The sequence below is a fragment of the Dongia sp. genome (genome assembly GCF_041906375.1).
In the GTDB taxonomy this organism is placed as follows: domain Bacteria; phylum Pseudomonadota; class Alphaproteobacteria; order Dongiales; family Dongiaceae; genus Dongia.
The window spans coordinates 897476-910698 of sequence record NZ_JAYRJJ010000002.1 but is presented as its reverse complement, the minus strand read 5'-3'; the positions used below and the strand labels follow the sequence as shown (position 1 = coordinate 910698).

The following is a 13223-nucleotide window of genomic DNA, read 5'->3' as shown; positions in this document are numbered from 1 at the left end:
GAAATGATCTCAACTCAATTTCAACGCCAACCTTACCGCACCCCAATGCTTGCCGCCGGCCTTGATCGGCGCGTCGATTTCCTTGAGGACGACGAAATTGCCGCCGCCCATGTCGCGGGCATAGGTCTGTACCACGGTCCTTGTGGCGCGGCCGGCGAGCGTGCCGGCACGGTCGGTATAGATGCGCCGGTTCCTGGAATTGGCGGTGTTCCACACTGTCTCGCCCGGCTTCTGCGGCGCCGAATATTTCTTGTTATGGGCGGCGATATAGCCTTTTCGGTCGATGATGCAGCAAAAGACGATGCGGCTGTTCTGCGCCAAGGGCGGCTCGATGATCGAGGGGAACAGGCGTTCGACCAGAGTCGTATGCTTGGCCATCACCTGCTGCGGATCGGTGCCGGCGATGGGTTCGTATTCGACGTCGAAGAGATCATCGAGATTGATGCTGCGGTCTGCGAGCGACGCCTCGAGTGCTGCCGAGGCGGCATTTGCCACCGAATTGGCAAGCTCCATGAACGGCTCGTCCTCCTTGCCGACGGCGACAAGCTTGGCATGCAGTGCCGCAAGTTCGGCCGGCCCCGGATCGACGAACTGGATATGGATGCCGAGCGGATCCTGGCTCACCAGCTTGGCGCGGAAGCGGCCCACATCCTTCAGCTCGCAGGTTCCATCCGCGGGGCGCAGGGTGGTGTTGCTGTCGGCCACCACCAGCACGCCGCCATCGGAAACGTCACCGGTAAAGCCGGTTACCATCTGTCCGCCGAAATCGCCGCGGAAGGCAATGGCCGCCGTCCGCCGCGCACCATCGCGCCGGTTGCCGCCGATCGAGGAACGCAGGATGACATAGAGCCGCTGCTGCAGGGCGCTGATGTCGCGATTGACCAGGGCGGAAAGATCGTTGACATGGCCGGCCGTCTCGCCCGTGCGCTCGACGCCCTTGAGCATGCGCGCGACATTGTCGGCGACCGACCGCGTCGACTGCGCAGCCTGGCCGGCGCTCTGCATGATCTCGGCGGTGGCGGCGCGCTGCTCCTCGCTGGCGCGGGCCACTTCGACCGTCACGGCGTCGATGTCGCGGATGCCACCCGCCACATTGTCGACGATGCCGACGGCTTTGGCGGTGGATTGCGTGATCTCCTCGGCCTGGGCGTTGACCTGGGCGATGCCCTCTTCGGTCTGCCGCGCCAGGCTTTTCACCTCGTCGGCCACCACGGCAAAGCCCTTGCCCATGTCGCCGGCGCGCGCCGCTTCGATGGTGGCGTTCAAGGCCAGCATGCGTGTCCGGGCCGCAATTTCCTGGATCATGGTGACGACATTGCCGATGGAACTTGCTGTCTGCGCCAGACCCGCCACCTCGCTGTTGGCGATTTCCGCGCCTTCGCGCGCGGTCGCGGCGAGCTTGCTGGAGTTGCCGATCTGGGCAGAAATCGCGCGGCTCGAGGCCTCCAGTTCTTCGGTAGCGCTCGCCACCGTTTCGACATTCCGGTTGGTGGTATCAACCAGCTGATTGACCTCCGTCGCCATGTCCCGCAGTTCGGCGGCGGTGCGCGACAGCAAGGTGGCGTTTTCGGTCAGCTTGTTGGCCTGGGTCGAGATGTCGCCCACCGTCTCCTTGACCTCGTTCTCCAGTGTCTCGGTCAATTGCAGCATCTCGGTTTTCAACGCCTCGTCATTGCGCTGGCGCTCGGTCTCCTGCCGCTGGCGCAGGCGTTCATTCTCCTTGGCATTGTCACGGAACACGTCGACCGCACGCGCCATGGCGCCGATCTCGTCCTGCCGCCCGGTGGAGGGTATGTCGGTTTCGAGTTCACCACCTGCGAGCTTCGTCATCACGCCGGTCATGCGGATGATCGGGCGAATGACACCCAGCGCGATGGTGGCGATGCCACCAGCCACCAGGATCAGCACGACAATCGTCACCAACCAGACGATAGCGAAATAGGAGGTATCCGCGGCCGCTGCTGTCGCCTCGGTTTCGGCATTGGCGGCATTGGCGCCGGCCACGATCTCGTCGATCACTTTGCGATGCGCTTGATAGGCGGCACTTACCTGCGCATAGGCGGCTTCGATCGCCGCCTGGTCGCTCTTCTCGATGGCCGGCAGCAACTGATCGATGGCGGCGTAGAATTTCATCACCTCGGCGTGGCTTGCTTGCGTAAGCTTGTCGCGTAAGCCGGGGTTGTAATCGGCCGTCAGCCAGTATTCATGGCGCGCGTCGTAATCCTTGCGGAGCTGCGCTAGCCGCTCGCGATGCGCTGCCAGTTCGCCCGGATTCTTTACGGCGAGCGTCGCCTCGAGATAGGATTCCAGCACGTATTCGGGTGGCGGCAGGATGTCGGCGATGAGATCCTTGCCCAGCACGATCTGCCGGTAGAGCGGACCGCCGACCTTGAGCTCGGACAGGGCCAGCGAATTGGTGACGAGGATCGCCGCGAAACCGCCGGCGATGAGGAGGCCAAAGAGGATGATGGCTTTCGCCACGCTCAATCGAAATCGCATTGTCGGCTCAACCCACGGGTGTTTCCTCGGCGCGCATCGTTAAGTGTGGGCGCGTTGGTTTAATGCTGGGTTAATCGGCAGCGTTAAGAAACACCGACAATGGTCTTGGGTATAGGGTCCAGCATGGGCGTCAGGGTGCCGACCATTGTCCTATTATTCGCTTGTGCTGCATTGGAAACCGTCGGCCTGGCCGCCTTGATCGATTTTATCCATCAGCGCGTGCAGGACTATCGATTTCCCCGTCTCGCAGGAGAGGGTCATGATGGCGGCTGAAACATCCAGCCGTACAAGACCATGAAGACGCAAGGGAGACCCAGCCATGAATGACACCAAAGCCGAGGGCAAATGCCCGTTCCATCCTGCAACCGGCGGCACCTCGAACCGCGATTGGTGGCCCGATCAGCTGCGCCTCGACATCCTCAACCAGCATTCGGCGCGCTCTGACCCGATGGGTCAGGGTTTCGACTATGCCGAGGAATTCAAGAGCCTTGATCTCGCTGCGGTGAAGCAGGACCTCAAGGCCCTGATGACGCAATCGCAGGATTGGTGGCCGGCCGATTTCGGCCATTACGGGCCGTTCTTCGTCCGCATGGCCTGGCATAGCGCCGGCACCTACCGTATCGGCGACGGGCGCGGTGGCGCCGGCGGCGGGCAGCAGCGTTTCGCGCCCCTCAATTCCTGGCCCGATAATGTCAGCCTCGACAAGGCGCGGCGCCTGATCTGGCCGGTGAAGCAGAAATACGGCGCCAAGATCTCCTGGGCCGATCTCATCATTCTTACCGGCAACGTGGCGCTGGAATCGATGGGCTTCAAGACCTTCGGCTTCGGCGGAGGCCGCGCCGATGTGTGGGAGCCCGAAACCAACGTCTATTGGGGCTCCGAGACCGCCTGGCTGAAGGGCGACAAGCGCTACTCGGGCGAGCGACAGCTGGAAGGGCATCTCGGCGCCGTGCAGATGGGCCTCATCTATGTCAATCCGGAAGGGCCGGACGGCAATCCCGACCCGCTCGCCGCCGCCAAGGACATCCGCGAGACCTTCAAGCGCATGGCAATGGATGACGAGGAAACCGTGGCGTTGATCGCCGGCGGCCATACCTTCGGCAAGACCCATGGCGCCGGCCCCGCCAGCCATGTGGGTCCGGAACCGGAAGCCGCCGACCTCGAGCAGCAGGGTCTGGGCTGGAAGAGCAGCTTCGGCAGCGGCGTCGGGCCCGATGCGATCACCAGCGGCCTTGAGGTCATCTGGACCTCGACGCCCACCAAATGGAGCAACAATTTCTTCTGGAACCTGTTCGGCTATGAATGGGAACTGACCAAGAGCCCGGCCGGCGCCCATCAATGGGTCCCCAAGGGCGGCGCCGGTGCCAATTCGGTGCCGGACCCGTTCGACAGGAGCAAGCGCCGCGCGCCGTCGATGCTCACCACCGACCTCGCTTTGCGCTTCGATCCTGCCTACGAGAAGATCTCGCGGCGCTTCTACGAAGACCCGGATGCGTTCGCCGATGCCTTCGCCCGCGCCTGGTTCAAGCTCACCCATCGCGACATGGGACCGCGCGCCCGTTACCTTGGGCCGGATGTGCCGGCCGAGGAATTGATCTGGCAGGACCCGGTGCCGGCGGTCGATCACCCGGTCATCGATGAGCGTGACGCGGCGGATCTGAAAGCCAAGGTGCTGGCTTCCGGTCTCTCCATCGCCGAGCTGGTCTCGACCGCCTGGGCCTCAGCCTCGACCTTCCGCGGTTCCGACAAGCGTGCTGGCGCCAATGGGGCGCGCATTCGCCTCAGCCCGCAGAAGGATTGGGAAGCCAATCAGCCGGCGCAGCTTGCCAAGGTGCTGAAGGTCCTTGAAGGCATCCAGGCTGCGTTCAACAAGGCGCAGTCCGGTGGTAAAAAGGTGTCGCTCGCCGATCTTATCGTGCTGGCCGGCAATGCGGCGGTGGAAGCGGCAGCAAAGAAGGCCGGACACCAGGTGACGGTACCTTTCGCTGCCGGTCGCACCGATGCCTCTCAGGCGCAGACCGATGTCGAAGCCTTTGCCGTTCTGGAACCGGTTGCCGACGGCTTCCGCAACTACCAGAAAGGTTCGCTGGGGTCGATGGCCGAGCATCTACTGGTCGACAAGGCGAACCTGCTGACCTTGACGGCGCCGGAAATGACGGTGCTGGTGGGCGGCATGCGGGCCTTGAATGCCAATACCGGTGGCGCACCGCATGGCGTCCTCACCAAGCGGCCGGAAAGCTTGAGCAACGACTTCTTTGTGAACCTCCTCGACATGGGCACGGAATGGAAGGCGGTGTCGGCGGCCAAGGATCTCTATGAAGGCCGCGACCGCAAGACCGGCGAGGTCAAATGGACCGGCACCCGCGTCGATCTCGTCTTCGGCTCCAACTCGGTGCTCCGTGCCTTGGCCGAGGTCTATGGCAGCCAGGATGCGGAAAAGAAGTTCGTGACCGATTTCGTGGCGGCCTGGGCGAAAGTGATGAACCTCGACCGCTTCGACCTTGGCTGAATCTCTGCCTGACTTTGCAGCAAGGGGGCGGTCGGCCGGTCGCCCCCTTTTGCGATTCTAAATCAGGCTGAGCACGACGCCGCAGGCCGATGCCAGTGCCAGGGTCGCGAACAGGCCGAGGCGGAAACGAAACAAGCCGACGGCCGCAAGCAAGGCCAAGGCCGCGGCCGCAAGATCGATGCTGGCCGGCACGGGCAGGTCGACGGAGAGCGGCCCGATGACGATCGTCTCCTGCGCGGTGAAGATCACATGGAGCGCGAACCATAACGCCAGGTTCGCGATGACGCCGACCACGGCGGCGGTGATGGCAGCAAGGCCGCCGGCCAGCACGCGGCTCCCTTGCATGCTCTCGATCCAGGGGGCACCCAGAAAGACGAAGGCGAAGCAGGGTGCAAACGTCACCCACAGCGTGATCAGCGCCCCGAACAGCGCGCCCGGCACACCGCCTTCATGAAAGCCGGCGAGGAAGCCCACGAATTGCAGCACCAGGATCAGCGGCCCCGGTGTCGTCTCGGCAAGGCCAAGCCCCGTCAGCATCTCCGGGCCGGTGAGCCAGCCATAGGTCGAGACCGCATCCTGCGCCACATAGGCCAGCACCGCATAGGCACCGCCCATCGTCACGACAGCCATTTTGGAAAAGAAGGCGGCGATATCGCCATAGGTTCCGCCGACGAGAAAGATGAGGATCAGCGCCGGCAGCAGCCACACAATGAGCGCGCCAATGCCCGCCCGCCTTGCGCCGCGCGCCAGTTCCTGCACGCGCACCGGCTCGCGCAGCAGCAGCGCGTCGATGAGGGCTGGTCCAGCCAAATCCTCCGCATCGTGCCAGCGATGGGTGAAGACGCGCGGGCTCACGAGGCCGATCAGCCCCGCACCGATTACCACCAGCGGAAACGGGATCTTGAGCAGGAAGAGGCCGATGAAAGCAGCGAAAGCCATGGCATAGGCGGCGCGGCCCTTGAGCGCGCGCCGGCCGATGCGCAGCAAGGCTTCGATCACCAGCACCAGCACCGCGCATTTGAGGCCGAAGAACAGCCCCGCCATCAGCGGCAAATGACCCAGCAGCACGAAGGCCAGCGACAGGCCCAGCATCACCAGAGCACCGGGCAGTATGAAAAGCAGGCCCGCCATCAGCCCGCCTTTCACTCCATGCATCAGCCAGCCGAGATAGGTGGCGAGTTGCTGCGCCTCGGGCCCCGGCAGCAGGGTGCAGAAATTGAGCGCGTGCAGGAAACGCTTCTCGCCCACCCATTTCAGCTCGTCGACGACGATCCGGTGCATCAGCGCGATCTGCCCCGCCGGTCCACCGAAGGAAAGCAGGCCGATCTTCAGCCAGATCCTGAACGCCTCGCCGATGCCGGGCATCGGCCGCTCGGGCATATTCATCGGGAACCGCCCGCGTTATGCCCGGGCCAATTATGCGCCTCGCCTACTGCGTCGCGGCACCAGCGATAGAGGGCGTCGTAAAGCGGTAGGCTCGCTTCCAGTTGTTTGAGATCGTCCTTGTACATGCGCGAGAATCCCAGTGAGGCGGCGAGCAATCCAGCCGCCTGTGGTGCCAGATCATGCCGGTCGGTATCGGCCCCGCGGACGATCACGGCGAGGCGCTCGAGCACTTCGGATTTCAGCCCGAATTCCAGCAGCATGATGTCGAAGGTGCACAACTCGCCGCGATGACTCCAGAAGGCACCGTCGATGTCGAAGGGCGTCGCGTTGAAGCGTTCGGCCACCGCCGGCACTTCGGCTTGTGCCACATAAAGAAAGACGGCCCGCGGGTCAACGAAGCGGCGGATCAGCCAGGGGCAGGCGATGCGGTCGATCTTGGGGCGTGCGCGCGTCACCCAGACCGTGCGGCCTTGGGTGTCCCGCGGCGGCAGCGCCGCCTCGCGCAGTAACATTCCACCGCCGCCGACCCAGGCTTCATGCCCGCCATCCAGGCTTTCCGACGGGATGCCCTCCTGTCGCAGCCAGGCTGCGACACCCTGGCTCAATTTCAGTCCGCGCTGGCAGGTGACGATCGTGTTTTGGCCGGCAAATTCGTGCGCCCATCGACCGACCTGCCGATAATCGCGCCGCACAGCGCCAGGAATGAGGCGCGGGTCGGCGGCAAAATCATCGTCGTCACGCACGTCGATGAGGATGGGGCTGTCGGGCAGGCCGACGAGGCGGGAAAGCTGTTGTGATGTGATGCTGTCGGGACCAGGCATGATGACGTCCACTCCAAATGGGGAGATACGGACGCGATGCTCTAGCCAAGGCCTCACGGGGCGATCGCGGTCAACCCCTTGCCCATATCATCTGAGTCTCGACGGCCCGGTGTCAAGCGGGTCCTTTGTTACGCTTTTTATGCCGCCTTCGTTTCGAGCCCGATGCAAGGCTCGCTTACCGCGGCGCGCGTGCCGTCGGCGCGCAGGCCGACGACAACGGCCGGGTCGAGAGTGCGAACCGCCTCGAACTGGCTGAGGAAAACGTGCCCGCCGCTGGCCTGCAGGTGATCCAGGAAGTCGCTGCGGCGGAGCGCATCCATCACCGGGCCCTTCACCTCGGACAAATGGAAGACGACACCAGCATCGTGCAGGCGGTGCTGGATGGCCTCCAGGCTTTCCAATGCACTGGCGTCGATCAGATTGACCGCCGGACACATCAGCACGACATGGCGCAGGGCCGGCCGGCCGGCGATTTCGGCATAGATGCGGTCCTCAAGGGCGCGGGCATTGGCAAAATAGAGGCTCTCATCGACCCGGATGCTGAGCACCGTGTCGCTCACCCATACCCGGTGCCGGTCGACATTGCGGAAATGCTCGGTCTCAGGCACCAGGCCGACGATGGCGACATGCGGTCGGCTGGTGCGCCACAGGAACAGCAGCAGCGACAAGGCGACACCGGTCACGATGCCGGGTTCGACACCGATGCCCAGCACCACGAGCATGGTCGCCGCCATGGCGATGAAATCGTGCCGCGAATAGCGCCAGACGCGCGGCAAGGCGGCAAGATCGACCAGCGACAGAACGGCAACGATGATGGTGGCGGCCAGTACCGCCTGCGGCAGGAAGTGGAAGAGCGGCGTCAGCAGCAGGGCCGTGAGCAGGATGCCCAGTGCCGTGAGCGCACCGGCCAGGGGCGTCTCGGCCCCGGCATCGAAATTCACGACCGAGCGGGCAAAACCGCCGGTCACGGGGAAGCCGCCGGTGAAGGCCGCGGCCAGATTGGCGGCCCCCAAACCCATCAGCTCATTGTCCGGCGCGATACGCTGGCGGCGCTTGGCGGCCAGCGTCTGGGCGACCGAGATGGATTCGACGAAACCCACCAGGCTGAGGAGCGCTGCCCCGCCGAGCAGCGACGACCACAATTCGGCATCGAAACTGGGAATGGTGAGCGGTGGCAGGCCTTGCGGGATAGCTCCGACGATCTTGACGCCTTCGGCGTCGAGATCGAGCAGGGCCACACTCAAGGTCGAGATGATGACGGCGGCGACCGGCCCGGCCTTGGCAATGACATCCGCCATGCGTGGGCCGAGCCCCGCTCGCACCAGCAAGGGCTTGAGCGATTTGCGCACCCAGAACAGGAAGGCGGTGGCGGCCGTGCCGATCATCACGGTCGGCAGATTGATCGCACCCACCTGCCCCGCGAGAGCCGTGAGGATATCCGGCAAGGTATCGCCGCCGGCCTTGACGCCCAGAATATGCTTGAGCTGGCTTGCCGCGATGAGAATGCCGGAGGCGCTGATGAAACCCGAAATCACCGAATGGCTGAGGAAGTTGGAGAGAAAGCCCAAGCGTAGCACCGCCATTGCCACCAGCATCAGGCCGGAAAGAAAGGCCAGCACCAGTGCCGCCTCGATATAAAGCGGACTGCCGGGTGCCGCGATCTTGGCCGCCGCTGCCGCCGTCATCAGCGAGATGACGGCGACCGGCCCCACGGCCAAGGTCCGGCTGGTGCCGAAAATGCCATAGGCGATGAGCGGCAGAATGCTGGCATAGAGGCCGATATAAGGCGGCAGGCCCGCCAGCATCGCGTAAGCGAGGCTCTGCGGAATCAGCATGATGGTGACGATGATCGCCGCCACGGCGTCATTGCCGAAGGTTGCCGCCTTGTATTGCCTTGCCCAGGTGATCGAGGGCAGCCATTTTTCCAAGCCGTTCATGATCGCCTATCTGTTTTCCTACTTGCGTTGCAAAGGATCGACGCAGGCCGCTGCCGCCTCATGCGCCTGCGGCTGATGCGGCAGAATGGTGGGTGTCGCCAGCCATTCGCGTCCTTTCATCATCACGTCGAAATAGAGCCAGGGCAGCAGCGAGACCTTGGCGAACCAGGCGCTCCAGCGGGGCTTGGTCGAATCCCAGGGGAAGGTCGGCAACAACTTGCCGCCATAGCCGAACTCGGCCATCACCACCTTGCCGCGCTCGACGGTGAGCGGGCAGGAACCGTAGCCGTCATAGATGGCGCGCGGGTTCTTGCCATCCAGAACAGCGAGCACGTTCTCGGCCACGATCGGCGCCTGCTTGCGTACGGCTGCTGCCGTCTTGGCGTTGGGCATCGACCCGGCATCGCCCAGCGCGAAGACATTGCCGTAGGATTTGTGACGCATGGTCTCGGGTTCGACATCGACCCAGCCGGCGCCATCGGCCAAGGGCGACTGGCGGATGAAGGCAGGCGCCGTCTGCGGCGGTACCACATGGATCATGTCGAACGGCTTGGCTACGCGCTCGACCGACCCGTCTTCCTTCTTCACGTCAAAGACAGCGGTCTTGTTCGGCCCGTCGATCGATTTCAATGTCGAATTGAAGGCCAGCTTGGCGCCATAACGATCGACATATTTCATCAGGGACGGCACGTAATCCTTGACGCCGAACAGCACGCCGCCGGCATTGTTGAACTCGATCCGGATGTTCTTCAGGCAACCCTGCATCTCCCAGAAGTTCGCCGAAAGATACATGGCCTTCTGCGGCGCACCGGCGCATTTGATCGGCATCGGCGGCTGGGTGAACAGGGCCGTGCCGCCCTTCAATCCCTGCACCAGTTCCCAGGTATAGGGGGCAAGATCGAAGAGGTAGTTTGAGGTGACGCCATTCTTGCCCAGCGTCTCCTGCAATCCCTCAATGAGGTCCCAGCGTAGTTCCAGACCGGGCGCCACGACCAGTGTCGAATAGCCGATCGGTGTGCCGTCTTCGAGCAGCACCGCGTGATTGGCCGGCTCGAAACCGGAAACGGCGGCCTTGATCCATTGCACGCCGGCGGGGATGCATTCCTGCATCGGGCGGGAAGTCTTGGCGCGGTCGAACACACCGCCGCCGACCAGCGTCCAGCCGGGCTGATAGTAATGCGTTTCCTTGGGCTCGATGATGGCGATGCGCAGGTTGGGGCGGCGCTTCAGCAGGCTTGCCGATACCGAACAGCCGGCGGCGCCGCCACCGACCACGACGACGTCGAAATTCTTGGCCGGCGCCGCCTTTACTGCACCGGCAACGGTGCCGATATCGGCGTTCCAGAGCGTATCGAGGCGCGGGCGCAAGGGATTGAGGTCATAGCCGGCATCGGCGGCCACGCCGATAATGACGGCGGGATCGAGGTGCTTCGCTTCGCTCAGCGCCCAGAGCGTCGTCGAGCGGGTCCCGGTCCGGCAGAAGGCGAAGACCGGTCCGCGCATTTGCGCGATCGCCGCACGAAAAGCGTCGACATCATTGTCGGTCACCTTGCCGGAAATGACCGGAATATGGCGATAGGCCAGACCATGACGCTTGGCTGCCGCTTCCAGGGCGGCGCTGCTCGGTTGGCCCTCACCCTCATTGTCAGGGCGATTGTTGATGATGGCATGATAGCCGCGGCTGGCCAATGTGCCGACATCGGCCTCGCTGATCTGCGGGGCGACGGAGAAGGAAGGTGTCAGGCGGCGCAGGTTTTCCATGATGCCGTTCTCTCCGTGTCAGAGGGCGTTGATGGGAAGCTTCAGATAGGAAACGCCATTGCTTTCGGCCGGCGGCATATGGCCGGCGCGCATGTTGACCTGGACCGAGGGCAGAATGAGGCGCGGCATGTCGAGCTTGGCATCGCGCGCCTGGCGCATGGCGACGAAGTCGTCTTCCGTCTTGCCAGCGCCGACATGGATGTTGTGGTGCTTCTGGGCACCGACGGTCGTTTCCCACACATAGTCGCTGCGGCCCGCCGGTAGGTAATCGTGGCACATGAAGAGGCGGGTCTCTTCCGGCAACGCGAAGATCTTGCGGATCGAGCGATAGAGCTGCCGTGCATCGCCGCCGGGAAAGTCGCAGCGCGCCGTGCCGTAATCAGGCATGAACAACGTATCGCCGACAAAGCCGGCATCGCCGATGAGATAGGTCATGCAAGCGGGCGTGTGGCCGGGCGTATGCATGGCCCTGGCATCGATCGAGCCCAACTTGAACGTCTCGCCATCCTTCAGCAGCCTGTCAAACTGACGGCCGTCGCGCGCGAATTCCGTGCCGGCGTTGAACACCTTGCCGAAGACAGCCTGGATGGTGACGATCTCGAAGCCAATGGCGAGCGTGCCGCCCAGCTTCTCCTTGAGATAGGGTGCCGCCGACAGGTGATCGGCATGGACATGCGTCTCCAGCAGCCATTCGACGGTGGCGCCCTTTTCCTTGACATAGGCGATGAGCTGGTCGGCCGAATGCGTCTTGGTGCGGCCGGACGGCGCGTCGAAATCGAGCACCGAATCGATGATCGCGGCCTTCTTCGTCGCCGGGTCGATGACGACATAGCTCACGGTGAATGTGTCCGGATCGAAGAAGCCCTTCACATCGGGGCGGGCAGTGGCGGTCCTTTGGGCGGTCGCTTGGATGGTCATGGGCGTTTCCTCCTTGAAGTGCGTGTCCCGGCTCGGTTTTCCACCGAATCTGTGTAGAATATTCGTGGTCTTTCAGGGGTTTAGGGCAGCGCCCTCAGCCTTGTTCGCCACCCTCCTCGCAAAAGGGCTGGCAGTAGGTGGCGTAGAGAAATTCGATGAGCCGGCGCACGTCGTCGCGGTCCAGGGCATAGAGCATGTTCTGCCCGTCCCGCCGCGCGCTGACGATGCCGTCCTTGCGCAACAGGGCCAACTGCTGCGACACCGCCGGCTCCTTCATGTCGATGAGCCGCGCCAGCTCGGAAACCGAGCGCTCCTGCTCGACCAATTGGCAAAGGAGCAGCAGGCGCTTGGGGTTGCCCAGCGACTTCATCAGTTCACTGACCTTGTCGGCCGTCTCTAGGAGATCTTGCATCTGCATATCTGCAGATATCTGCAATTATGCAGGCAAGCGCAAGGGAATTTTCCTGCGCCATCCTGACGCAGGCCTCTCAGCCCTCGTTAAATCCCGGAAATTGCATCGAAAACAGGGCGAGACTGATCGGCGACAGCGGTTCCCGGTCGGGTACGACCAGCCCCACCTGGCGGCTGATGTCCGGCTCGGTAAGGTCGAGGGCGACGGCGCCCGATGGCATGCCCAGCACCTGGATGAGCGATTTGGGGACGATGCTCGAAAGCCTGCCCGAGCGCACATGGGCGCACAGATTGACCACCGAATTCGTCTCCAGCTGCGGCCGTGGGCTGCAATCCAGCGATTTGAAAATGCTGTCGATGATGCGCCGGTTCTGCATGTTGGGGGTGAGCAGGCAGAGCGGCAGTTCCGCTGCCTGCCGCCAGGTGGCGAATTTCGCGTTGCCCAGCGCCCCGTGCTCTGGCGTCAGCAGCACATAGCGCTCGGTGTAAAGCGGCCGCTGCAGCACGCCCTTCAGCGGCTCGGATTCCAAATAGGTGATGCCGGCCTCGAGCTCGAAATGGTCGAGGCCCTGCTGGATCTCGGCTGAGGAGGTCGACCAGACCGTGACGCGCACCTGCGGGTGCCGGTCGTAAAGCGGGTCGGTGACGAGCGGCACTAACGGCAAGGCCGAGGGAATGACGCCGAGGCGCAGCGTACCGGTCAAGCTGCGCTTGGCGTTCTGGATGCCTTGGCGCAGGCTGTCATAGTCGGAAAGGATGCGCCGCGCCCACAGCAGCACCTCCTGCCCTTCCGGCGTGAAGCCCTTGAAGCGCTTGTCGCGATCGACCAGCGGCACGCCCAGTTCTTCTTCGAGCTGCTTGATCGCGGTGGAGAGTGCCGGCTGCGTGATATTGCATGCCGCGGCCGCCCGCGCGAAATGCCGTTCGCGGGCAAGCGCAGCCAGATAGACGAGCTGACGGACCAGCATCGCCTTTACGCCG

9 protein-coding genes are annotated in these 13223 nt (G+C 63.6%); 1 reads left to right on the top strand and 8 read right to left on the bottom strand.

Annotated features, from left to right (window positions below):
- Positions 1-9: 9 nt before the first annotated feature.
- A complete protein-coding gene (locus ACE3OA_RS11140; protein ID WP_374310825.1) occupies positions 10-2499 on the bottom strand; it encodes a methyl-accepting chemotaxis protein in 2490 nt (829 codons plus the stop codon).
- A 319-nt stretch (positions 2500-2818) separates the two neighbouring features.
- On the opposite strand from ACE3OA_RS11140, the gene katG reads away from it, so the two are divergent.
- Positions 2819-5008 (top strand): catalase/peroxidase HPI, encoded by a 2190-nt coding sequence (gene katG, locus ACE3OA_RS11135; protein WP_374310824.1) that lies wholly within the window; start codon positions 2819-2821, stop codon positions 5006-5008.
- A gap of 57 nt (positions 5009-5065) precedes the next feature.
- Here katG and chrA read toward each other — a convergent pair whose 3' ends face one another.
- The 7 genes from chrA to ACE3OA_RS11100 all read right to left on the bottom strand — a co-directional run bounded on the left by chrA (position 5066) and on the right by ACE3OA_RS11100 (position 13210).
- Positions 5066-6394, bottom strand: coding sequence for a chromate efflux transporter (gene chrA, locus ACE3OA_RS11130; protein WP_374310823.1), 1329 nt, complete (start codon positions 6392-6394; stop codon positions 5066-5068).
- On the bottom strand, positions 6391-7215 hold the full coding sequence (locus ACE3OA_RS11125) for a chromate resistance protein ChrB domain-containing protein (protein ID WP_374310822.1): 825 nt from the start codon (positions 7213-7215) through the stop codon (positions 6391-6393). Before ACE3OA_RS11125 ends, chrA begins: the two co-directional genes overlap by 4 nt.
- A gap of 137 nt (positions 7216-7352) precedes the next feature.
- A complete protein-coding gene (locus ACE3OA_RS11120; RefSeq protein WP_374310821.1) occupies positions 7353-9152 on the bottom strand; it encodes a SulP family inorganic anion transporter in 1800 nt (599 codons plus the stop codon).
- An 18-nt stretch (positions 9153-9170) separates the two neighbouring features.
- Positions 9171-10913: a TIGR01244 family sulfur transferase gene (locus tag ACE3OA_RS11115; RefSeq protein WP_374310820.1), complete on the bottom strand. Its 1743-nt coding sequence runs from the start codon at positions 10911-10913 to the stop codon at positions 9171-9173.
- Positions 10914-10931: 18 nt separating this feature from the next.
- A complete protein-coding gene (locus tag ACE3OA_RS11110; RefSeq protein WP_374310819.1) occupies positions 10932-11831 on the bottom strand; it encodes an MBL fold metallo-hydrolase in 900 nt (299 codons plus the stop codon).
- A gap of 94 nt (positions 11832-11925) precedes the next feature.
- On the bottom strand, positions 11926-12243 hold the full coding sequence (locus ACE3OA_RS11105; protein ID WP_374310818.1) for an ArsR/SmtB family transcription factor: 318 nt from the start codon (positions 12241-12243) through the stop codon (positions 11926-11928).
- Positions 12244-12319: 76 nt separating this feature from the next.
- Positions 12320-13210 carry a LysR family transcriptional regulator gene (locus ACE3OA_RS11100; RefSeq protein WP_374310817.1) on the bottom strand — a complete coding sequence of 297 codons (891 nt, stop codon included), beginning with the start codon at positions 13208-13210 and terminating at the stop codon, positions 12320-12322.
- Positions 13211-13223: the final 13 nt, after the last annotated feature.